The organism is Sphingobium sp. B11D3D, from assembly GCF_025961755.1.
Classification (GTDB): Bacteria; Pseudomonadota; Alphaproteobacteria; order Sphingomonadales; family Sphingomonadaceae; genus Sphingobium.
In genome coordinates, this window is the sequence record NZ_JAOQOG010000001.1 from 3,359,894 (window position 1) to 3,383,225 (window position 23,332).

Here is a 23,332-nt window from a genome sequence, read left to right on the forward strand (position 1 = left end):
CGATAGAGGATTGCGATCCCTCCGTCTCTCAGGATTGCGCGGGCGCAACGCTTTAATTTGAAGTTGCGATGTTGGCCCTGCCCGCTGGGAACGCGCGAGGAACCCGAAAGCTGAAGCCCCCCTACCGTCGCGCCTCGAAGACCGACGCGCGGCGGGGCGTGAGCAGCTTTACCGGCGCGCCCAATTCCCGTTCCAGCATGGCGAGCATCCACTGGCGGTGGCGCGCGAGATAATCCGCGAAACCGTCCGGCTTGGCCGGGTCGAATGTCGGCACCGCCCAATCGAGCGAGGGGGCCTTATAGTCAGCCTTCATCAGGCCGACCTCGTCGCGGGGCGGATCGACATGAGCGCCGAGATAGTCGTTGCCCGTGAAGCGAATGAACTGAGCCGGAGAGAAGCCGGCCGAGATCAGATAATCCGGCCCCTGACGGCCGACCTCGCTGCCATAACGCGCCGTGCCCGCCACCGCGAAGCGATTGTTGCGGAAGCGGACGTCGCTCGCCCAGCCCTGCCACTCGGTGGCGACCACCATCTGGACGTCCTTGCCCTTGGCGACGTGGATCACATTCTTCTCGATCAAGGCGTCCGAAATCGTGCCTGACAGCTGAAAGATCCGCGTCCCGTCATTCTGGCTGACATTGTGACGCACCACGGTGCCGCGATTGCCGATATTGTCCTTGTCATTGGCTTTGGGCGAGCAGATCAGCAGAAAGCCGCCGGCATTATCATGACTGTAATTGTACGCGATGGTCGTCCGGCGCGAGTTGAAGTCGGAATCGAAACCCTGACCGTCATAGCGCGTGCGGGTGTAGGCGGCTTCATTGAGCTGGATGAGGCTGTGATCTGTGCTCCACTGCCAGATCCCGGCGCTGTACCCGGGCGCCCGGCCAGCGGCATAGCGAACGATATTGTGCTCGATCAGCGCGCCATCGGTGCCGCGCGGCACGATGCCGTCGCCGCCAATGTCCTCCAGATAATTGTCCCGGATCACGATATCATAGCTTGGATACCAGCGCGCCGCGGTGACCTGATCGCTGATCCCGGCAATGCCGGAGCGGTCGACCCGCCAGATGATGTTGCGCTCGATCGCGAGGTCATCGAAACGGGTTGGAAAGCGGGGGCCGAGCGCCTGAAAGACGATGCCGCCATTGTCCTTGCGATCATTCGTGCCGCGCACATCATGGATGTACATGTCGCTGATGCGGATGCCGCGGACGACGCCCACATTTTCGGCCGACACGAGCACGCCATAGCGCGAGCCGGCAGGCGGGCCGTCATTGGTCAGTTCAAGGCCGCTCACCGTCACATAGCTTGCGTTCAGGATCGCCACCGCATGGGGCGAGACGCCGCCCGCGTCGATGCGGGGGCGCGCGCCCGAGCCGGTTGGGCCGACGACAATGGGCGCCCCCCTACTGCCCGATTGGGTGATGGTGAGCGGTTCTTTCCAGACCGACCCCGCCGCCAGCAGAATCCTGTCGCCCGGCTTGAGCTTCACGCTGCCCAACCGGGCGAGCGAGCGAAATGGCTTCGTCGCAACGCGCCCGTCGAAACGATCGTCCCCCGTGATCGCGTTCACATGATAGGTCTCTGCCCGGGCATGGGCAGCGGTGAGGCTGAGCGCCACCGCGATGAGCTTGAGACCTCTGCCGGAGCGCATGAAACGCAGGGCTCGGCCTTGCGGGCCAGCGCCGGGATTGCTGAGGCCTGGCGAAGGCCGGGGAACGTCGAAGGAGCAGAGGGTCGGAAGCAGCGTGCTGAACATAGTGCGGCAGAGGGCCTTGAAGATCGAACAGTCCTCGCTCTAGCGGCAAGGGCATGAATGTCGAATGACCCACTGCTCTTCAGGGCACATCGCGCGCGGTTGACTGTTGCAACTGACATAAAACTGTCACAATGGGCGCCACGCGCTCTGCTGAGGGGACAAACAATCAAACAGATTGCGGCACTACCCTATCGGGCTGAAGGCGATGCGCTGGATGCACCGATCCGGATTCTGCTCATCACTTCGCGCGAGACGAAGCGCTGGGTGATTCCCAAGGGCAACGGATCGGCGGGCAAGCTCCCGCATCAGGCGGCCGCGGCCGAAGCCGAGGAAGAAGCCGGCATCGTCGGGGCCGTGTGCCCGACGCCATTGGGGACCTATCGCTATCGCAAAAGGCGGCGTAACGGCGCCAACTTGATGGTGGACGTCGAGGTGTTCCCGCTGGCGGTCAATCGGGAACTCACAGACTGGAAAGAGCAGCACGAGCGCGAGCGGCGGTGGTTCAGCCTCAGCGAGGCAGCCGATGCCGTCGACGAGCCGGATCTGAGCGATCTGATCCGATCCTTCGCAGCATCCGAGTTCAAGGCGGCGACACGGCGCCAATCGGTGATGGACACCGTTGCGCATACTTCAGGGATAAGCAGGATGTTTGGTTGGTTTCAGCGCCTTTTGCCCAAGCAGGGCAATTTCTTCGAGCTGTTCGAAGCGCATGTCCAGACCGTGGTCGCCGGCGCCGACGCGCTGACCCGGCTGCTGCATGACGGGGACAGCCGCGATGACCATATTCGCGAGGTGATCGAGCGGGAAACCGATGCCGACGAGATCATCCGTGAGGTGCTTCACCTTGTCCGCAAGACGTTCCTCACGCCGTTCGACCGCAGCGCGATCATCAGCCTTGTGAGTTCGACCGACGATGCGATCGATGAGATGCAGTCGGCAGTGGCGGCCATCGACATCTATGACGTGCACGACTTCGATCAGGAAATGAAGGACATGGCGGCGATTATCGTCGACAGCACGCGCGTGCTGGCGGAAGCCATGCCGCTGCTGCGCAATGTCGCCCAGAACGGCAAGCGCCTGCATGAACTGACCGAGCGGCTGGTGCGGATGGAAGGCCATGCCGACGCCATCCACAGCGAGGGGCTGAAGCAGGCCTATCGCAAGTTCAGGACCGCCGATCCCATGGCGTTCATCGTCCGGCGCGAGATCTACAAGCATCTGGAGCGGATCGTCGACGCGCTCGAGGATGTCGCGAATGCGATTGACGGCATCGTGATCGACCATAGCTGAGCGCACAGGGTCATGCACAACCTCGCTTTTCCGCTGCTGGTCGGCCTGATCGTCATCGCGCTCGCATTCGATTATCTCAATGGCTTGCACGATGCCGCCAACTCGATCGCGACCGTGGTGGCGACGCGCCTGCTCGGCCCGGTCGCGGCGGTGGTCTTCGCGGCCTTCTTCAATTTCGCGGCCTATTTTCTCATGCTGGCCTTCCCCAGCCTGCACAAGGTCGCCGAGACGATCGGCGCCGGCCTCGTCAGCCAGGATCTGATTACGCCGGCCGTCATCTTCGGCGCGCTGATCGGCGCCATGTTCTGGAATGTAGTGACGTGGCTCAAGGGCATTCCCTCCTCCAGCAGCCATGCCCTGATCGGCGGCCTTATTGGCGCGGGGATGGCCCATGCCGGCATCTCCGGCATCCAGTGGAGCGGCCTCAACAAGACGCTGATCGCCATCGTGCTCTCGCCCACGCTGGGCATGCTGCTCTCCATGCTCATCATGCTGGCGACGAGCTGGGTGTTCCGCCGGGCCACCGCCCGGGGCGCCGAGCATGCATTTCGCTATTTGCACCTGTTGTCCTCGGCCGCCTATTCCGTCAGCCACGGCCTCAATGACGCGCAGAAGACCATGGGCATCATCACGGTGCTGCTCTATTCGACCGGCTATCTCACCGGCGAATTCGCGGTGCCGCACTGGGTGGCGATTGCCTGCTATATCGCGATCGCGCTGGGCACGCTGACGGGCGGCTGGAAGATCATCGAGACGATGGGCTCGCGGATCACCAAGCTCTCGCAGCACCAGGGATTCAGCGCCTCGCTTGGCGGCTCGATCATGGTGTTCACGGCCTCGCTGATGGGCATCCCCGTCTCGACCACCCACACGATTACCGGCTGCGTGATCGGGGCGGGCACCGCGCGACGGGCCTCCGCCGTGCGGTGGGGCGTGGCGCAGAGCGTCATGATCGCCTGGATCATCACCATCCCGGCCTCAGCTGTCGTGGGCGCAGCCTTCTATTTTCTGGCCCGGCTGTTCTGATCTTGCGCCCATCGTGAGGGACTAGCCAAACACCGACGTTGCGGCCGGCTTGGCGGCTGGCACAGTGGCGCCTCTATGCCGGTATCGGCGCGCCTTCGTCCGCCGCACGCTCCGGGCCCCTGCGCGCCCCTCCGATGGGCGCAACAAAAATCGCTTAACATATGTAAAGACAGGGAACAGTGCGCGTTTCCGTTGGTTAATCAGGCGAAGATTTCCTTTGACCTGAGGTAGATATGAGTCAATCGAATGCCCGGCATGCGACTTCTGCGGCGCTGGCGCTTGTCCTGGCAGGCGGTCGGGGCAGTCGCCTTCATGATCTGACCAGCGCGCTCGCCAAACCTGCTCTGCCGGTTGGCGATGTGGGCAGACTCATCGATTTCACGCTGGCGAACGTCGCCAATTCCGGCATCCCCCGCGCATTGGTGCTCACGCAATATGAGCCCGACGCGCTCCATCGCCATTTGAACCAGACGTGGCAACGCTTTGGCGGCATCGAGCTGAACGTGCTCGACGGCAATGAATGCGGCCCCTTCAACGGAACCGCGGACGCAGTCGTCAAGATCAGCGACCAGATCGACCAGGAAACGCCGGACCATGTCGTGGTTCTCGCGGGCGATCACCTTTATCAGATGGACTACCGGCCGTTCATCGAGCGCCACATGCTGAGCAACGCGAAAGTGACGGTCGGCGCGGTGCACGTCCCGCTGGCCGACGCCGACCAATTTGGTGTCATGACGGCAGGTGCGGATGGCCTGATCACCGATTTCGCAGAGAAGCCGGCCTCGCCTGCGGAAGCGCCCGACCGTCCCGGTCATGCCTTTGCATCGATGGGCATCTATGTCTTCACCTGGCAGCTGCTGCGGCAGGTACTGGCCGAACTGGCTCCGCTCCATGAGGATCTGGATTTCGGCAAGCATGTCCTGCCCCGGCTGGTGGCCGAGCGAGGCGCCTATGTCTACGCGCTGCCCGGGCGTGGGCAGGCCGCGCCCCTGTGGCGCGATCTCGGCACGGTGGATGCCTATCATGGCATTCATGCCGATATCGCCAGCGGCCGGGTCGCGCTCGATCCCTCATGGCCGGTCGCCGGGCGGCGCGCCATTGGCCTGCCGGTGCGGTCTGCGCCGGTTTCCGGCCGTCCGGTCTGGCCGGGCCATATGATCGGCCAAGGTGCCAGCGTCGGCGAGCGAGCCCAGCTTCGCAACGTCGTGGTGATGCCCGGCGCGCGCGTCGGCTCGGATGTGCGCATCGACAATGCGATCGTGACCGGCGATGCCGTCATTCCCGACGGCTTCGATCTCTCCGCAGCGCTCAGGCAGTGCGGCGACGGCTGCCTTGTCTCGGAAGGCGGCATTCGCCTTCTGTCCGCGCAGGCGATGAGCCGGCTCGCCGGGGCGATGCGATCCGCCAAGCCCTATTATACCACGGCAGATGAGAGCGCCCGGAGAATGCTGGCGCCCGGACTTTGACCCAGGCAGACGATATCGGCCTGGAGCCAGACGCGACGCCTCTGGCCTTCGCAAAGCCGGACAGGCTGCACCATGAGCTCGGCGCCGAATATACCGGCGAGGGCGTTCATTTTGCCGTCTTTTCCGAAAATGCCGAGGCCATCGAACTCTCGCTCTTCTCGGACGATGGGGAAGAAGAGGTTCAACGGCTCGAATTGCCCCGACGCGAAGGCTCGATCCACTCCGGCTTTCTCCCCGGCCTCAAGCCCGGTCAACTCTATGGCTATCGCGCGCATGGCCCTTATGAGCCCGAGCAGGGCCATCGCTTCAACCCCAACAAGCTGCTGCTCGATCCCTATGCGCGGGAGGTGTCCGGCACGCTCAAATGGGACGATGCGCTGTGGGGCTATGATCTCCTGAGTGGCGACGATCTGACGTTCGACACGCGGGATTCGGCCCCGTTCATGGTCAAGAGCGTGGTGCAGAACCCCGATTTCGATTGGGAGGGAGACGCGGCGCTGCGTCTCCCATGGACCGAGACGATCATCTACGAAGCGCATGTGCGTGGCCTCACCATGACGCACCCCGATGTGCCCGAGGAGCTGCGCGGCACTTATGCCGGCATGGTGTGCGAGCCGATCCTCGACCATCTCCGCAAGCTCGGCGTCTCCGCCATCGAGCTGTTGCCCTGCCAGTTCTTCCTCGATGATCGCAGCCTGCTGGAACGCGGGCTCTCCAATTATTGGGGCTATCAGACGCTCGGCTATTTCGCCCCGGAAACCCGCTTCCTCCAGCAGGGCGAGGGCGTCCCCGGTGCCATTCGCCAGTTCAAGGAGATGGTGAAGCGCTTCCACCGGGTCGGCATCGAAGTGATCATGGATGTGGTCTACAACCACACCGCAGAAGGATCGGAACGCGGCCCGACGCTCTGCTTCCGGGGCCTCGACAATGCGGCTTATTATGTCCTGTCGCCGGACCATCCGCGATACTCGTTCGACCAGACCGGCACGGGGAACACGCTCTCTGTGGCGCACCCCATGGTGCTGCGGATGGTGCTCGATTCACTGCGCTACTGGGTGCAGGTCATGCATGTCGACGGGTTCCGCTTCGATCTCGCCTCGACGCTGGGACGGCAGGCGGCGGGGTTCGATCGGGAAGGGACATTCTTCGGCGCGATCCGGCAGGACCCCATCCTCTCCGGCGTGAAGCTGATCGCCGAGCCCTGGGATGTCGGCGAGGGCGGCTATCAGGTCGGCGGCTTCCCTGCGCCGTTCCGCGAATGGAACGATAAATTCCGCGATACCGTGCGCGGGTTCTGGCGCGGCGATGGCAGTCTGATCGGCGATGTGGCCGGGAGCCTGCTGGGCTCACCCGAACAGTTCAACCATTCGGACCGGAGCCCCACCTCCTCCGTAAATTTCCTCGCCGCTCATGATGGCTTCACGCTGATGGACTGCGTGTCGTTCAACGACAAGCATAACGAGGCCAATGGCGAGAATGGCGCGGACGGCCATGATCACAATCTGTCCGCCAATATGGGCACCGAAGGCGCAACCGACGACGGCGATATCCGCGCGGGACGCAGCCAGCGCCGGCGAAACATGATCGCGACGATGCTGCTCAGCCAAGGCGTGCCGATGATCCTGAGTGGGGACGAAATCGGCAACAGCCAGCAGGGCAATAACAACGTCTATTGTCAGGACAATGAGACGGCCTGGATCACCTGGCCCGAGCGGGACGGTGCGTTTCTCGATTTCGTGCAGCGGATGGTCCGCTTCCGCCTCGATCATCCGGTCCTTGCGCAGGAGACATTCCTGCTCGGCGATGCGGGGGACGATGGGCGGACGGAAGTCGCCTGGTATCAGCCCGACGGGCGCGAGATGGATGAGGCGGTGTGGGCGGAAACGGAGTTGCGCGTGCTCGGCCTGTTCATCGACCACTCCGCGCGAGCGGCCTTCCTTGACGATGAGAATATCGGTGCGCTCTTCATCATCGTGAACGCCGGCGACGCGCTCGACTTCACCCTGCCCCACCCCAACGGCATCGCGCACTGGACGCGCATCCTGGATACCGCCAGCGCCGATCCCTTCAGCGAAGAGTCGTGCGAGGGCGATGTCCTCGCCATCCCGGCCAACAGCGTATGCGTCTACGCGCCGACCGCACGATGACCGGCCATCATTTCCGCAAGGGCTGGGGCGCAGAGCCCGAGGAAGACGGGCAATGGCGCTTCTCGCTCTGGTCGCCGGATCGCGAAGCGGTGGCAGTCGAGATCGACGGCGTGTCGACCGCTTTGGCGCAGGGCGAAGATGGCTGGTTCTCCGGCACCGCTGCGGCTCGACCGGGAGCCTCCTACGGCTTTCGCATCGGCGACAGGCTCTATCCCGATCCGGCAGCGCGGGCACAGATGGGCGATGTTCACGGCCCCTCGCGCCTGGTCGACCCTCGCGCCTTCCAATGGTCCGCCGACTGGGCGGGTCTCCCTTGGCATCAGGCGGTCATCTATGAGCTTCATCTCGGAACGTTCACGCCCGAGGGCACATTTGCTGCCGCGCAAAGGGCATTGCCGCGCCTGAAAAGCCTCGGCGTGACGGTCGTCGAGCTGATGCCGGTCGCCCAGTTCGAGGGCACGCACGGCTGGGGATATGATGGTGTGCTGCTCTATGCGCCCCATCCTTGCTATGGCGGTGCGGACGGCCTCAAGCAGTTCGTGGATGCGGCCCACAAGCTCGGCATCGCGGTAATGCTCGATGTGGTCTATAATCATTTCGGTCCCTCGGGCAATTATCTGCCCGTCTGGTGCCCGTCCTTCTTCCACGCCTCGGCCCGCACCCCCTGGGGGGACGGCATTGCCTTCGATGTGCCCGCCGTTCGCGCCTTCTTTCTCGACAACGCCCTGTTCTGGCTGGAGGAATATCAGCTCGACGGGCTGCGCCTGGACGCCGTTCACGCCATTGCCGACCAGACCACCGAGGACTTTCTGGCGGATCTCGGCAAGGCTGTTCGCGCGCGCGACTGGGGACGCCCGATCCATCTGGTGACCGAGGATGAGCGCAACCTCGTCGACTATCTCGAGCCGGATGCGCCCTTCAATGCCAGCTGGAACGATGACTGGCACCACGCGATCCACTGCCTGCTGACCGGGGAAGACGAGAGCTATTACGCGCCCTTTGCCGTCGATCCGCTGGCGGACATCGAGATGGCGCTGCGCGATGGATATGTGGAGCAGGGGCAGAAACGGCCCCCGCATGAGCATTTGCGCGGCGAGCCATCCGCCCTGCTGCCCCGGACGGCCTTCGTCAATTTCTTGGGCAATCACGATCAGGTCGGTAATCGTGCGCAGGGCGAGCGGTTGCACCATCTGGTGGCGGACCGCGCCGCGCTGCGGGTGGTGACGGCCCTGACGCTGCTGACGCCCTTCACGCCGATGCTGTTCATGGGCGATGAGTTCCTGACCGAAGCGCCGTTCCTGTTCTTCACGGATTTCACGGGCGATCTGGCTGAAGCGGTGCGCACGGGCCGGGCACGGGAGTTCCAGAAGTTCACATCCTTCGCCGGCACGGTGCCGGACCCCAATGACCCGCAAACGGCCGCCCGCTCGATGATCGGCCACGCGGCCAACGATGCGCAGCGCGAGCATGAAGCCTTTGTGCGCGATCTTCTCGCGCTGCGGGCGTTCCATATCACGCCGCTCCTTGCACAGACGGAACGGCCCAAGGCAGTCGTCCTGCGCGAAGGCGCGGCGTTCGATGCGCGGTGGGAATTTACCACTGCGGCCCTGCACGTCCGCTTGCTGCTTGGCGGCGAGGATTTTTCCACGCCCACCGACCCCTTCTTGGTGGAGGCCGCGCAAGGGAGCGGCTTCGCTTTCGCCGCCGCCGTTCGAAAGGACCAATGACCATGCGCCATCCCAGCGCCCCCGGCCTCGTCGCGACGTACAGGATCCAGCTGCGGAACGGCGTCGATCTCGAGGCGGTGCGCGCGCGCATTCCCTGGCTGCAGGCGCTGGGCATCAGCCACATCTACCTCTCGCCGCTGTTCAGCGCCGCGACGGGCTCAACCCATGGCTATGACGTGACCGATCCCAATCGGGTCGATCCGGTTCTCGGCGGTGACGAGGCCTTTCGCGCGCTGAGCGACGCGGCGCGCGCCGCCGGGCTCGGCATCATATTGGACATCGTGCCCAATCATATGGCGTTCACGCCGGAAAATCCCTTCATCGCCGATATCATGCGGCAGGGCCAGGAAAGCCGCTTTGCGCCCCTGTTCGATATTGACTGGGACCGTGGCCCGCTGCAGTTCCCGGTTCTGGACGGGCCGCCGGCCGATCTTCTGGACGCGGCGCAGCTGGCCTTCTCGCTCATCGGCAATGATCCGACCCTGCGCGTCTACGACAAGCATTACCCCCTGCGCGCGACACCGCTGACCGAGCGGTTAGCGGGCGGGGAGACGTTGGACGAAGGCCTGCTGGCGCAGTTGCTCGACGAACAGCATTGGCAGATCGGCCATTGGCAGGATGATGGCGGCGACATCGTCCACCGGCGCTTCTTCAACGTCACCGATCTGATCGGGGTGCGACAGGAGGACCCCGAGGTCTTTGAGTTCACCCATCGCTGGATTGTGGAGCAAGTTCGGGCCGGGCGCGTCCAGGGCGTCCGCGTCGACCATATCGATGGGCTGGCCCGCCCGCTCAGCTACCTCCGCCGGCTACGCGAGGCGCTGGGCTTCATCCCCATCTGGGTGGAGAAGATCGTCAAGGAAGGCGAGCCGCTGGCGCCGGGCTGGCCGGTCGAGGGCATGAGCGGCTATGAGTTCATGGCGCCGGTCACCCAATTGCTGACCCCGCCGGAAGGGCTGGATGCCTTGGCAGCCGCAGCGCGCGCGCATGTGCCGACGGACTATGCCCTTGAGGTGCGCGGCGTCCGCCGGACGATGCTGTACACCGTCTTTACGCCCGAGCTCGACCGGGTGACCGATGCGGCCATCATGGCGCTGGCCGGATCGCCCGTCGCAGCGCCGGAGGTGCGCGCGGCCATCGTGCAGCTTGCGATGCACTGGCCGGTCTATCGCTCCTACGCCGCCGACGTGATGCCGCCGGGCGACCTTTGCGCGCAGGCTCTCGCCGGTGCGCGTGGCGATCCGCACCCAAGCGGTATGCTGGGGCCCGTGTTCAGTCTGCTGTCTGCCCCGGACGATCCGCTGGCGCGCGCCTTTGCAGCCCGATTCGAGCAGCTGACCGGCGCGCTCACCGCGAAGTCCGAGGAGGATACCGTCTTCTATCGGTCCATCGCCTATCTGCCATATTGCGAGGTGGGCGCCGCCCCGGACCTCCAGCCGATGGACCTTGAGCGCTTTGCGGCGCGCATGAACGAGCGTGCGTCCGAGACCCCCTGCGCGCTCAATGCCCTGTCCACCCATGACACCAAGCGCTCGGCTGATGCCAGGGCCGCGATCATCGCCTTGGCCGCCTTCCCGGAGCTGGGCGCGCGCCTCTACGCGGAGGCGTTGGCACGGGCACTGGATCGGGCATTGCCGCCGCGCTGGGGCATCTATGCCATTCAATGCGCGCTGATGATGCTCGATCAGCCGGATGCCTCGCAACGCATTGCGGACCACATGGCCAAGGCCATGCGCGAGGCCAAGCTCGAATCCAGCTATGAGGCGCCAGCGCTTGAGATTGAAAACGGCGTGACCGAGCTCGCGCTGTCCCTTATGGCCTCGCTTGAAGACGGCGCGTTGTGGTCGGCCGACGAGCGACAGGCGTTCCTGCAGACATGGGAAGCGCTCATGATGGCGCAGACCGCCCTCCAGATCACCGCGCCCGGGGTGCCGGACATCTATCAGGGCACGGAAATCGTCGCGATTGCCCTGACCGACCCGGACAATCGCCGAGCCGTGGACTGGGACACGATCGCCTCCGGCCCAGCCGGGCGCGATGCCCGCAAGCTAAAGCTGACACAGGACCTGCTCGCGCGCCGCCGGGCGGATGCGGAACTGTTCGCCATGGGCAGCTATCGGCTGGAGCGAACGCCGGAAGGGCTGCGCGTCACCCGGACATGGCAAAACCGCGCGGTGACCATCGACATTCCCCTGCCCGACCGGATCGCCGGCCCCGATGCGGCGGCGCGAAGCCAGCATGATCGACCCCACGAAACGCAAGGAACCCAATATGGACGATGACAAGTATCAGACGATCAGCAAGCGAGCCTATGAGCTGTGGGAAGCCGAAGGCCGCCCTCATGGGCGTGACCGGGAACATTGGCAGCAGGTGGAACAGGAAGTCCTGAGCCAGCAGCAACAGCAGGCTGCCTCCGCTCCCGAGGACGCTGACCTATCCCTGCCGCAGGAGCAGAGCGAAACGATGGCTGCCGCCAGTTCCCCGGCTTCGACGGCGCTACCGGCCAAAAAGATATCGGCAGCTGGCCGCGCGAAGAAAGCCAAAACAGCCTGAGGACGAACGCTGTGCTTGACGATGAGATTCTAGCCCTGGCGCACGCGGCAGGGCTCGCGATCCATTGGAAGGATGCCGACGGGCTCGCGCATAGCGTGTCGCAGGACACGCTTCGAGCGGTCCTGCAGGCACTGGGCTATGCCGCCGAGACGGATGCGGAGCGGGCGCAGGCTTGGGCCAAACTGACTGAAGAGGCCGCACGGAATCCGGACTTTCTGAGTGCGGATGCCGGCCAGCCCGTCCCTCTGCCGGATCGTCTCGCGGCTGAAGCCTTTGCAGAGGTCACCTCTGAGGATGGCAGCGCAGGGCGTGTCGCCATCCACGATGGTCAACTGCCGGCCTTCACCGCAATCGGCTATCATCGGGTCGACATCGCAGGCCATGTCTTTACCTTGGCGATAGCGCCGCCCCGATGCTGCGAGCTCGCAGACCCGGCCATTTGGGGGCCGGCGATCCAGATCCCCTCGCTGCGCAGCGATGGGATGTATGGCACCTTCGAAGACCTGCGCGTGGCGGGCCTCGGCTTTGCGGAGGAAGGTGCCGATCTGCTGGCGATCAGTCCAGTCCATGCACTGGTGCCCGGTTCCGCTCGCCATTTCAGCCCCTATGCGCCGTCCAGCCGCACCTATCTCAACACCCTGCTGGCCGATGCGCCTGTTTCGCCGCCCGATCATGCCGATGATGATCTGATCGACTGGACCGCAGCCAGGGATGCGGCGCTTCTCAAGCAGCGCGCCACCTTCGCGGCGCTCGACGAGGAGACCCAGCGCGCAGTCTGGGACGAGGCGCAATCCGATCCGGCCCTGATCCGCCACGCGCTGTTCGACGCGCTCTCCATCGAGTTTCGCGGCCGCCCCTGGCAGCGCTGGCCGGCCGCGTTTCAAAACCCGCAAAGCCCGGCCGTCGACCATTTCGCCCGGAGCCACTGGCAGGAGGTTGCGGTTCACATTCTGGCGCAGACCCAGACCGACCGGATGCTGGGCAAAGTGCAGGCCTCGGCGCGCCAGGCGGGGATGCGCATCGGCCTGATCGCCGACCTCGCCGTCGGGGTCGATCCCGGCGGGAGCGACGTCTGGAGCGATCCGGATGGTTTTCTGCGCGGCCTGACCATCGGCGCCCCGCCCGATCCGCTCGGCCCCGAGGGGCAGAATTGGGGCCTTACCACCTATTCGCCGCACGCCCTGCGCGCGCGGGGCTTCCGCCCATGGATCCGGATGATCCGGGCGGCCCTGCGCCATGCCGGGGGGCTTCGCATCGATCATGCGTTCGGATTGCGTCGCTTGTGGGTCATCCCCGAGGGCGCGCCCAGCACGGAGGGCGTCTATCTCGACTATCCATTCGAGGATCTGCTGCGAATTCTGGCCATCGAAAGTCATCGCAGTCATGCGCTCATCATTGCCGAAGATCTTGGGACCGCGCCCGAGAGCTTCATGGAGGTCATCGCCGCGCGGGGCATATTGGGCATGAGCGTGCTGTGGTTCGAGCGGGACGCCCACGGCAAATTCGCCGCAGCCTCGGCCTATCGTCCGCACAGCGTCGCGATGACCGGCACCCACGACACGCCCACCGTCGCCGGCTGGTGGCGCGCGCGCGATCTGGAATGGCGGCAGAGCCTGCAGCCCGAGACGCCCGCAGACCATGACCGGCGCGCGGAGGAGCGCGAGCATTTATGGAACCTGCTGGCCGGTGCGCCCGAGGCGCTTGCCAGCGTCTCGACGGACAGCGTGGTCGATGCAGCTCTCGCCCACATCGCCCAGGCGCCGACGCCGGTGAAGATCATCTCGATCGAGGATCTATTGGGCCTTGAGGAGCAGCCCAACCTCCCCGGCACGCTCGACGAGCACCCCAATTGGCGCCGCCGCCTGCCCGCCCCGGTCGACGCCCTGCTCCGACGACCGGAGGTCGCGCGCCGCACGAAGATGCTGCGCGATCTTTGCGGGCGCAAGGCGGACACGTCCGTCGATGCCCCCATGTCGACCTGATGAAATTCGGGGATAGCGACCCCATATAGGACTTATCGCAGACACAGATGCGGGAGCAGGCGAGCATGGCCAATGGCTGGGCGCCCGACGGCGCCGTTCAGGATCAGATCGACGACAGCGTGAAAGACGCTCTGGCAACCGCCCGGGCCCGGATGCCATCGGGCCCCGGTACCCTGGCGTGCGAGGAATGCGGCGAGGAAATCCCCGAGGCGCGCAGAAAGGCGCTGCCCGGCGCGCGGACCTGCGTCGCCTGCCAGTCGGCACGCGACAAGCGCCCGGCATTTTCCGCCATCAACCGGCGCGGCAGCAAGGACAGCCAGTTGCGGTGATGCCGCCTGCATGACGATGCTCGACCTGTTCGATACGCCCCTTGTGCCCGGCCTGAACGCACGCGCAGACATCATTGATGCCCGGGAGGAAGCCGCGCTGATCGAGCGGATCGACGCACTGGGCCTGGCGCCTTTCCGGTTCCAGCAGTGGACCGGCAAGCGCCTCACCCACTCCTTTGGATGGCGCTACGATTTCGAGACCGGCAGCTTCGGGACGACCGACCCCATACCCGACTGGCTGCTCCCGCTCAGAGCCCGCGCCGCCCGCTTCGCGGGGCTCGCTGCTGACGATCTCGTCCAGTCGCTGCTGACCCGTTATGACGCGGGGGCCGGCATCGGCTGGCACAGGGATCGGCCGGTGTTCGAGCATGTCGTGGGCATCTCGCTCGGCAGCGATGCGGTGCTGCGGCTGCGCCGGCGCCATTCGGGCGGCTTCGAACGCGCGAAGCTCGAACTGGCCCCGCGGTCGGTCTACCATCTGTCCGGCGAGGTCCGCCACGACTGGGAACACAGCATCGCGCCGATGACCCAGCCGCGCTGGTCGGTCACCTTCCGCAGCCTATCCGACAAAGGGCGCCGAGGCTGAGCCAGCCTCCCGAAGCTAGCGCAGGTCAACGCGCATCGCTCTCCCAGCCGCCGCCCAGCACCTGATACAGGGTGACCAGGGCGTTGAGCTGATCGGCACGCAGTTGAACCAGCGCGAGGTCGGCGGAGAGCAGGGCGCGTTGCGCGTCGAGCTCTTCAAGATAGCTGCTGTAGCCCGCACGATAGCGGTTGGTCGCGTGGCGCAATGCGTCGGCAATGGCTGCCCTCTGCGCCTCGGCGCTGGCCCGCTGCTGGCGAAGGCTGGAGACATTGCCCAGCGCATTCTCCACCTCACCGAATGCCGTCAGGGCCGTCTTGCGATAGGCAAAGGCGGCCTGATCGCGGCGGGCGGCGGCCGTTTCCACGCCGGCGCGCAAGCGCCCGCCCTCGAACAAGGGCGCCAGCACGCTGCCGCCGACGGACCAGATCGTCACCGGGTTCGCCAGCGCGCTGCTGAAGACCGCGCCGGCCGCAGCAGACAGGCGAAGGCTCGGCAGGAACTGCTTGCGCGCGGCTGACAGGGTGGAATCCGATGCGGCCAGAGCGAACTCTGCCTGCGCGATGTCGGGCCGGCGGCGCAGCAGCTCGGACGGCAGCCCCTGATCGGGCACGGACGGCGCGACGAGGGCGTCGAGCGATCCGCCGCGCTGGATCACGCCCGGCCCATCCCCGGTCAATAGGCGCAGAGCATTCTCCTGCCGCAGGATCGCCAGATCGACCTGCGGGAGGATGATGGCTGCGGCCTGATATTCCGCCTCGGCCTGGCGCAGCTCCAGCTGGGAGGTGTAGCCGGCCTCGGCGCGGGAGCGGGCAATGCGAAGGCTTTCGGCCCGTGCCGTGATCGTCCGGCGAACCACGTCGCGACGCGCATCGAGGGCCAGCAGCGTGATGTAGCCCGATGCTGTGGCCGCACTGACCGAAAGCGCCGTCGCATCACGGGCGGCCTGACTGGCCAGCCAGGCCGATCTCGCGGCCGATGTCTGATCGTCGATCCTGCCGAATAGATCGATCTCATAAGCCACCTGCAGCGCAGGCTGGGCGCTCGTGCCCTCTGTCGCCTGGCCGAACGGGTTAAGCGATCGGCCGTGGGAGCCGGCGGCGGTCGCATCCAGCGTGGGGAAAAGCTGCGCGCGCGCCAGCCGCTCCTGCGCCCGCGCTTCGCGGACCCGGGCGGCGGCGATGGCGATGTCGACATTGTTGGCGATCGCGGTCTCGACCAGTTGCGTCAGCGCGGGATCATTGAACGCCCGCCACCAGCCGGCATTGACCGCTCCCTCTCCCGCCACGGCGTTTTGCCAGCCGGCAGGCGGCGTGACCGCAGCCGACGGGGGCAGCGGCGTCGGGGGCGCCATGCAGCCGGACAGGCACGCGACGCACAGCAAGGCGATGGCCGGCCGCATCACCGGTGCCCTGCCGTATCGACCCTGGCCTGGACGGACATGCCCGGCCTCAGCCGCGCATAGAGGGGGTCCTTGGCATCCGGCGCGATCCGCACCGTGATCCGTTGCGGCACCTTCACGAAATTGCCGGTGGCATTGTCGGATCGGATGACCTGAAACTCATTGCCGGCGGCGGGCGCCAGCCGCTCGACCCTGCCGTGGATGACAGCCCCGTCCAGTGCGTCGACCCGCAGCCGCACGGTCTGGCCCGGCGCCATATGGGCCGTCTGCGCTTCCTTGAAGTTCGCAGCCACCCAGACGAAGGGCGGCACGAGGAATGTCAGCTGCGAGCCGGCCGTGACATATTGCCCCAGCCGCACGCCCACCTCGCCCAGCCGCCCATCCTGTGGGGCGCGAATGATCGTGTTGGCGAGATCGATCTCCGCGAGGCGCAGCGCCGCTTGCGCCGCATCGACATTGGCGCGCAGGCCACCGCGCCCGACCGTCACCGTGCGGACCTGCTCGCTCGCCACCTGCTGCTGCGCCTGCGCCTGCAGCACGGCCGCTTCCGCCTGCCGCAACGCCGCCAGAGTCTGGTCCCGCTCGCGCAGGGAGACGGAGCCCTGGCTGACGAGATCATTCACCCGGCGCATATCGGCCTGCGCGCGGGCCAGTTGCGCCTTGGCGTTGGCCACGCTGGCGGCTTGCCCCGCAAGCTGAGCCTGGCTGGACGCTTCGCTCTGGCTGCTGTTGGAAAGGTTAGCGCGCTGCGTGGCGAGTTGGGCCTGCGCCTGCGCCACTCTCTGGCGATAGATCCGGTCGTCGATCCGCGCGAGGACCTGCCCTTTGCGGACCTGCTCATAATCCTGAACCTGAACCTCCACTACATAGCCGTTCACCTGTGGCGCAATGACCGTGGTCTGGCCGCGCACATAGGCATTGTCCGTCGTCTGAACATCCGACGAGAAGGGCGGCAGGCCCCAGGCGTAAAGCACGATGAGAATGCCGACGACGATGAACAGGACGGCCAGCAGCGTCACCCTTCGGCCGGCTTGCGGGGGCGCCCAGCCGCGCTTCGGCGCGCTGGCCACGGGGGTGGTGTCATTGGGCACTTCCACCGGATCTTCCAGACGGTCGGTCCGGTTCGATGGGCGCGGATGTTCGGCGGAGGTGTCACTCATGATTGGGCCCTGGTCCTCATTGCCGCCAAGGCCGCAAGCTCTTCGGCCAGGGGGGTAATGCCTTTGCGACGATAATAGATCCACCGCGCGCCGAGATACACAAAGGCGAGCGTGGCCAGCGCACCGACCAGCATGAACACATCGTTGAACGCCAGGATATTGGCTTCCCGCGCGACCTGCTGGGAGAGGAGGATGCTGCCTTCCGCCTGACGCAAGGCCGGATCGCCCAGCGTCCGCGCATAAGCGCCGCCGAGCTGCTGGATGCGCTGCGCCACCTGCGGATCGGTGCCGACGAGCGACTGGACCAGCATCTCGGAATGGAAGCGCTCACGGACAATCTGGAAGCTGCCCAGCAGGGCTGCCCCGCCGATGCCGCCCAATTGCTGCGAAATGCCGAACACGGCCGAAAAGCTGACGATATGGCTCGGCCCCTTGGCCAGTGCCTGCAGGATGCCCGCCATGAGCGTCGGCCCCATGAAGTAGATCGCAGCGAAGGAAATCATCGCCTGGGTCACATAAAGCTGCGCCGGGCGCGTGAGATTGCTGGACTGGGTGTCGAAGAACGCGGCGATGGCGATGAGCGCGCAGGAGATGATCACGGGTTTGAGCAGGTCGGTCGGCTTGAGCGTTTTGAGGCTCACCGCCAGCCCGAATATGGTCGCCAGCGTGACCACCGTGTAGAAACCGATCAGCTGGTCCTGCCCCATGCCCAGCACGGTCAGCAGGCCGCTGGCGCCGACATTCTGCTCGCCGAGCAACACGCGCATGCTGGCGGCGATGACGGCGAACCGGATAATCGCAGCACTACCCATCCAGCGCGTGTTGAGCAGCGGATTGGCCCGGTTGTGCTCCACGATCACCGCCGCGCCGATCAGCAGGATCGCGCCGGCCAGCGCATAGCCCAGCCACTGAGTCGACCACCAGACGATGCGCCCCTGCACGAGCACGGCGGAGAGCAGGGCTATGCCGGGGGCGAACAATGCGAAGGTCAGGAAATCCAGCGGCTCGAAGGCGTCGATGCGCTCGCTTGGCGGCAGGCGCAGCAGCCACACCCCGGCGAGGCAGAGCAATGTGAGGCCGAACTCGAACAAGTACAGGTTCTGCACATCACCATGGATGAGCAATGCCGGGGAGATCACGCGGGCGAGCGGGGTTGCGATCTGCGAGACGCCGACGCCCAGTACCAGCCCGCCCAGCCGCGCCTCCGCCTTCATCGATTGCATGATGTAGAACAGCGCCATCGTGGACAGGCCGCTTGCGACGATGCCGCTGCCCGCGCGCACAAAGAGTTCCAGACCATAGCTGTGCACGAAGAGTTGCAGCGTGTTGAGGACGAGAAAGCCGATCAGCACGATCCGCACAAAGCGCTGGATGCCGAATTGCTGGCGGAACTTGATGAGCAGCAGGCTCATGCAGACATTGGTCATCGTATAGGCGGCAGTCAGCCAGCCGGCCTCCACACTGGTCAGCCCGAGCGCCCCCTGGATCTGGGGCAGGTTCGCCATCAGCAGCCCGTTGATGAAGCCACCCGTGAGGCCGAGCAGCACGCCGATCAGCAAATATCCCAGACGGCGCCGGCCTGGGTGGTAGGGCGTCGCCGGAGACCCCGGCATCATCGGCCGCTCGTGCGGCTCGAACTGATATTCCGACTCTTCAGACCGTCTGCTCAACCACGGGCCTTTCCATGCCAGCCTCTATCCTCGGACGGATATCTGAAGACTGCAATGCAAAGTGTTCAGCGCGCGGATCGTTCCAGGGATCGGTGGTCTGTCGGCCAGTCCAGCGCGCTGCGGGCCCCAGACCTGCGCGATTCATATGCAAATACTATGCGGATCGCCTTTCCTGTCTCTCGAATTCAAATGCGGCTCTGCCTTATTTGACCTGCGGCACATGATTCGGCGCCGCATCTCCTGCGGTCTCCGACGTCGTGCAGGAGAACGATCATGCAGGACATGCTCTGGTTGGGGCTCACCCTCGGCTTGCTGGCTACGACGCTCGGTTACGCGGCGCTGTGCGACAAGGCTTGAGGGAGGCGACCATGACCATCGACCATTGGCTGGCCGCGACGACCGCGGTTGGCCTGCTCTTCTACCTGGTGGCCGTGCTCGCACGCCCCGAACGCTTCTGATCGGGGGGCGACATCATGACAGTTCAGGGATGGACACTGATCCTCGCCTTTGTCGGCATATTGCTGGCACTGGCCAAACCCGTCGGCCTGTGGCTCTTCGCGCTCTATGAAGGGCGACGGACGCCACTTCATGGCCTTCTCGGGCCGCTGGAGCGGGGCTTCTACAGGCTGGCGGGCATCGACCCGCACCAGGAGCAGGGCTGGCGCCGCTATGCCGTCCACATGCTCATGTTCAACGCCACTGTCCTGTTCTTCACTTATGCGATCCTGCGCTTGCAGGGCCTGCTGCCCCTCAACCCGCTGGGCCATCCGGGGGTGAGCCAGCCGCTCGCCTTCAACACGGCAATCAGCTTCGCGACCAACACCAACTGGCAAAATTATGTCGGCGAGTCGACGATGTCGGCCCTCAGCCAGATGCTCGGCCTGACGATCCACAACTTCCTGTCGGCAGCGACCGGCATCGCGCTGGCCTTTGCGCTGTTCCGCGGGTTCGCGCGGCGGGAGGCCAAGGGCATTGGCAATTTCTGGGCCGATGTGACGCGGGTGACGCTCTATCTGCTGCTGCCGCTCTGCTGCGTCATCGCGCTCTTCTATATCGCGAGCGGTGTGCCGCAGACGCTGGCGGGGTCAGTCGATGTAACGACGCTGGAAGGTGCGAGGCAGACACTCGCGCTGGGGCCGGTCGCCTCGCAGGAAGCGATCAAGATGCTCGGCACCAATGGCGGCGGCTTCTTCAACGCCAACTCCGCGCATCCGTTCGAGAACCCGACGGCGCTCGTCAACTTCGTCCAGATGCTCTCGATCTTCGTGATCGGGGTGGGCCTCACCTATACTTTCGGCAAGGCTGTCGGGAACAGTCGCCAAGGCTGGGCGATCCTTGCCGCCATGATGCTGCTCTTCCTGGCCGGAACGACGATCACCTACTGGCAGGAGGCAACGGGCAACCCCATCCTGCAAAGCCTCGGCATCGCCGGCGGCAATATGGAGGGCAAGGAAGTCCGCTTCGGCATCGCCGCCTCCGCGCTCTTTTCCGTCGTCACCACGGCGGCCTCCTGCGGCGCGGTCAATGCGATGCATGACAGCTTCACCGCGCTTGGTGGCCTGATCCCGCTCTTCAACATGCAATTGGGTGAGGTCGTTGTCGGTGGCGTCGGCGCCGGCATCTATGGCTTCCTGCTGTTCGCCATCCTCGCAGTGTTCGTCGCGGGGCTGATGGTCGGGCGAACCCCGGAATATGTCGGCAAGAAGATCGAGGCCCGCGAGGTCAAGCTCGCGGTTCTCGCCATCGCCGTGCTGCCGCTCATGATCCTGGGCTTCACGGCCATCGCTTCGGTCACCGAGGCCGGGCTGGCCGGCCCGCTCAACAAGGGACCGCACGGCTTTTCCGAGATTCTCTACGCCTTCACCAGCGCGGTGGCGAACAATGGATCGGCCTTTGCCGGCCTCTCGGCCAACACGCCTTTCTACAATGGCATTCTGGGCGTCGCCATCTGGGTCGGCCGCTTCTTCGTCATCGTGCCCATGCTGGCGATTGCCGGCGGGCTGGCGGCGAAGACCTATACGCCGGAGACGGCGGGCAGTTTTCCGACCACCGGGCCGCTCTGGACCGGCCTGCTGGTGGGAATCGTGCTGATCGTCGGCGGCCTCACCTTCCTGCCCAGCCTCGCCCTTGGTCCCATCGCCGATCATCTTGCGATGATCCGTGGCCAGCTTTTCTGATTGGAGCCCCTCCATGGCACGCCAAGCGTCCCCATCGCTCTTCACGGCCGATCTGATCGTCCCGGCGATCACGGACTCGGTCCGCAAACTGAACCCGCGCCAGCTCATCCGTAACCCGGTGATGTTCACGACCGCCATCGTGGCGGTGCTCCTGACGGTGCTGCTCATCGTCGGTCAGGATGGCCTTGCCGGCAGCTTCAAGCTCCAGCTCGTCATCTGGCTGTGGCTGACCGTCCTCTTCGGCACCTTTGCCGAAGCGCTGGCCGAAGGTCGCGGCAAGGCGCAGGCGGCGTCCCTGCGGGCGACCAAGGCGGACCTCACCGCCAAGCGCCTGAAGAACGACCAGGAGCCCGAGACCGTGCCGGCCAGCGCATTGCGGATCGGCGACACCGTGCTGGTCGGGACCGGCGATCTCATCCCATCGGATGGCGAGGTCGTCGCGGGCGTCGCCTCGGTCAACGAGGCCGCGATCACCGGCGAGTCCGCCCCGGTCATCCGGGAGGCGGGCGGCGACCGGTCTGCGGTGACGGCTGGCACGCGAGTCATCTCGGACGAGATCCACGTGCGCGTCACCGTCAATCCCGGCCAGGGATTTCTCGATCGCATGATCGCCCTGGTGGAAGGCGCCGAACGGCAGAAGACGCCGAACGAAATCGCGCTGACGCTGCTACTGGTCGGCCTCACCATCATCTTCCTGATCGCGGTCGGCACCATTCCCGGTTTCGCCAGCTATGCCGGCGGCGCCATTCCGGTGTCGATCCTTGCGGCCCTTCTCATCACGCTCATTCCGACCACCATCGCCGCTTTGCTCTCGGCGATCGGCATCGCCGGCATGGATCGGCTCGTTCGCTTCAATGTGCTGGCCAAGTCCGGCCGTGCGGTGGAGGCGGCCGGCGATATCGACGTGTTGCTGCTCGACAAGACCGGCACGATCACCGTCGGCGACCGGCAGGCGACGGCATTCCGGCCGGTCGGCGGGGCGACGCCGGCCCAGTTGGCGGAAGCCGCCCTGCTGGCCAGTCTGGCGGACGAGACGCCGGAAGGGCGCTCGATCGTGGCGCTCGCGCGCGAGAAATTCGGTGAGGCGGCCCAAGCCCTGCCGGCCGATGCGCAGGTGATCCCCTTCACCGCGCAAACCCGGATTTCCGGCGTGGTCACGGGCGACACCACGGTCATCAAGGGCGCTGTCGATGCGGTCCTGAATGCCATGGCAGGCCCGGACAAAAGCCCCGCGGTGGCGGAACTGCGGCGCATCACCGACGAGATCGCCCGCGCCGGCGGCACGCCGTTGGCCGTCGCCAAGGACGGCGAGCTTCTGGGGGCAATCTTCCTCAAGGATGTGGTCAAGGCGGGCATCCGCGAGCGCTTCGGCGAACTGCGCAATATGGGCATCCGCACGGTGATGATTACCGGCGATAATCCGCTGACCGCCGCATCGATCGCCGCCGAGGCGGGGGTCGACGATTTCCTGGCTCAGGCGACACCGGAGGACAAGCTGGCGTTGATCCGCAAGGAGCAGCAAGGCGGCCGCCTCGTCGCCATGTGCGGTGACGGCACCAACGATGCGCCCGCGCTGGCGCAGGCCGATGTCGGCGTCGCCATGAACACCGGCACGCAGGCGGCGCGCGAGGCAGGCAACATGGTCGATCTCGACAGCGACCCCACCAAGCTGATCGAGATCGTCGGCCTCGGCAAGCAGTTGCTGATGACCCGGGGGGCGCTCACCACTTTCTCCGTCGCGAATGATGTCGCCAAATATTTCGCGATCATCCCGGCCATGTTCGTCGTGCTTTATCCGGGGCTGGGCGTGCTCAACGTCATGGGCCTCGCGACGCCGCAGAGCGCCATCCTGTCAGCGATCATCTTCAACGCCCTCATCATCCCGCTGCTGGTGCCCCTCGCGCTCAAGGGGGTGACCTACAAGCCGATCGGCGCCGGTCCGCTGCTGGCGCGCAATCTCGCCATCTACGGCCTGGGCGGCTTGATCGCGCCCTTCGCCGGCATCAAGCTCATCGACCTGGCCGTCAACGGCCTTGGCCTCGCCTGAGGAACAGACGC

The 23,332-nt window shown here is 65.5% G+C and carries 17 protein-coding genes; 13 read left to right on the forward strand and 4 right to left on the reverse strand.

Annotated elements, in window-relative coordinates:
* Nucleotides 1-121: 121 nt before the first annotated feature.
* A complete protein-coding gene (locus tag M2334_RS15650) occupies nt 122-1,657 on the reverse strand; it encodes a right-handed parallel beta-helix repeat-containing protein (protein ID WP_264605910.1) in 1,536 nt (511 codons plus the stop codon).
* Between the two features lie 270 nt (nt 1,658-1,927).
* Between M2334_RS15650 and M2334_RS15655 the strand changes: the two genes are divergently transcribed.
* From M2334_RS15655 to M2334_RS15700, 10 genes are all read left to right on the forward strand, one after another.
* Nucleotides 1,928-3,052 carry a DUF47 family protein gene (locus tag M2334_RS15655; protein WP_264606101.1) on the forward strand — a complete coding sequence of 375 codons (1,125 nt, stop codon included), beginning with the start codon at nt 1,928-1,930 and terminating at the stop codon, nt 3,050-3,052.
* A 12-nt stretch (nt 3,053-3,064) separates the two neighbouring features.
* On the forward strand, nt 3,065-4,078 hold the full coding sequence (locus M2334_RS15660) for an inorganic phosphate transporter (RefSeq protein WP_181560695.1): 1,014 nt from the start codon (nt 3,065-3,067) through the stop codon (nt 4,076-4,078).
* 233 nt (nt 4,079-4,311) lie between these two features.
* Nucleotides 4,312-5,544: a glucose-1-phosphate adenylyltransferase family protein gene (locus M2334_RS15665; RefSeq protein ID WP_264605911.1), complete on the forward strand. Its 1,233-nt coding sequence runs from the start codon at nt 4,312-4,314 to the stop codon at nt 5,542-5,544.
* Nucleotides 5,541-7,691 (forward strand): glycogen debranching protein GlgX, encoded by a 2,151-nt coding sequence (gene glgX / locus M2334_RS15670; protein ID WP_264595272.1) that lies wholly within the window; start codon nt 5,541-5,543, stop codon nt 7,689-7,691. Before M2334_RS15665 ends, glgX begins: the two co-directional genes overlap by 4 nt.
* Nucleotides 7,664-9,418 (forward strand): malto-oligosyltrehalose trehalohydrolase, encoded by a 1,755-nt coding sequence (gene treZ / locus M2334_RS15675; protein WP_264605912.1) that lies wholly within the window; start codon nt 7,664-7,666, stop codon nt 9,416-9,418. Before glgX ends, treZ begins: the two co-directional genes overlap by 28 nt.
* A 2-nt stretch (nt 9,419-9,420) precedes the next feature.
* On the forward strand, nt 9,421-11,700 hold the full coding sequence (gene treY, locus M2334_RS15680; protein WP_264605913.1) for a malto-oligosyltrehalose synthase: 2,280 nt from the start codon (nt 9,421-9,423) through the stop codon (nt 11,698-11,700).
* A complete protein-coding gene (locus M2334_RS15685; protein ID WP_264595275.1) occupies nt 11,690-11,971 on the forward strand; it encodes a DUF2934 domain-containing protein in 282 nt (93 codons plus the stop codon). Before treY ends, M2334_RS15685 begins: the two co-directional genes overlap by 11 nt.
* Before the next feature lie 11 nt (nt 11,972-11,982).
* Nucleotides 11,983-13,953: a 4-alpha-glucanotransferase gene (gene malQ, locus M2334_RS15690; RefSeq protein WP_264605914.1), complete on the forward strand. Its 1,971-nt coding sequence runs from the start codon at nt 11,983-11,985 to the stop codon at nt 13,951-13,953.
* Nucleotides 13,954-14,018: 65 nt separating this feature from the next.
* Nucleotides 14,019-14,282: a DksA/TraR family C4-type zinc finger protein gene (locus M2334_RS15695; protein ID WP_264595277.1), complete on the forward strand. Its 264-nt coding sequence runs from the start codon at nt 14,019-14,021 to the stop codon at nt 14,280-14,282.
* Nucleotides 14,283-14,298: 16 nt separating this feature from the next.
* Nucleotides 14,299-14,868 carry an alpha-ketoglutarate-dependent dioxygenase AlkB gene (locus M2334_RS15700; protein WP_264595433.1) on the forward strand — a complete coding sequence of 190 codons (570 nt, stop codon included), beginning with the start codon at nt 14,299-14,301 and terminating at the stop codon, nt 14,866-14,868.
* Between the two features lie 25 nt (nt 14,869-14,893).
* On the opposite strand, the gene M2334_RS15705 is transcribed toward M2334_RS15700, so the two are convergent.
* Genes M2334_RS15705 through M2334_RS15715 form a run of 3 tightly spaced genes read right to left on the reverse strand, consistent with a single transcriptional unit; the run spans nt 14,894 to nt 19,097 of the window.
* Complete coding sequence (locus tag M2334_RS15705; protein ID WP_264595278.1) at nt 14,894-16,267, reverse strand: efflux transporter outer membrane subunit; 1,374 nt, start codon at nt 16,265-16,267, stop codon at nt 14,894-14,896.
* Nucleotides 16,267-17,427, reverse strand: coding sequence for an HlyD family secretion protein (locus M2334_RS15710; RefSeq protein ID WP_264595279.1), 1,161 nt, complete (start codon nt 17,425-17,427; stop codon nt 16,267-16,269). The genes M2334_RS15705 and M2334_RS15710 overlap by 1 nt, the downstream gene beginning before the upstream one ends.
* Nucleotides 17,424-19,097 (reverse strand): MFS transporter, encoded by a 1,674-nt coding sequence (locus M2334_RS15715; protein ID WP_264574263.1) that lies wholly within the window; start codon nt 19,095-19,097, stop codon nt 17,424-17,426. The genes M2334_RS15710 and M2334_RS15715 overlap by 4 nt, the downstream gene beginning before the upstream one ends.
* A 368-nt stretch (nt 19,098-19,465) precedes the next feature.
* Here M2334_RS15715 and M2334_RS15720 point away from each other — a divergent pair, with 368 nt between their 5' ends.
* Genes M2334_RS15720 through kdpB form a run of 3 tightly spaced genes read left to right on the forward strand, consistent with a single transcriptional unit; the run spans nt 19,466 to nt 23,321 of the window.
* Nucleotides 19,466-19,555, forward strand: coding sequence for a potassium-transporting ATPase subunit F (locus tag M2334_RS15720; RefSeq protein ID WP_264605915.1), 90 nt, complete (start codon nt 19,466-19,468; stop codon nt 19,553-19,555).
* A gap of 15 nt (nt 19,556-19,570) precedes the next feature.
* Entirely contained in the window at nt 19,571-21,274 is a 1,704-nt protein-coding gene (gene kdpA / locus M2334_RS15725; RefSeq protein ID WP_264605916.1) for a potassium-transporting ATPase subunit KdpA, read from the forward strand.
* Nucleotides 21,275-21,287: 13 nt separating this feature from the next.
* The gene (kdpB, locus tag M2334_RS15730; RefSeq protein ID WP_264605917.1) at nt 21,288-23,321 is read left to right on the forward strand and encodes a potassium-transporting ATPase subunit KdpB; all 2,034 of its coding nucleotides are present in this window, start codon (nt 21,288-21,290) and stop codon (nt 23,319-23,321) included.
* The last annotated feature ends 11 nt before the right edge of the window (nt 23,322-23,332 follow it).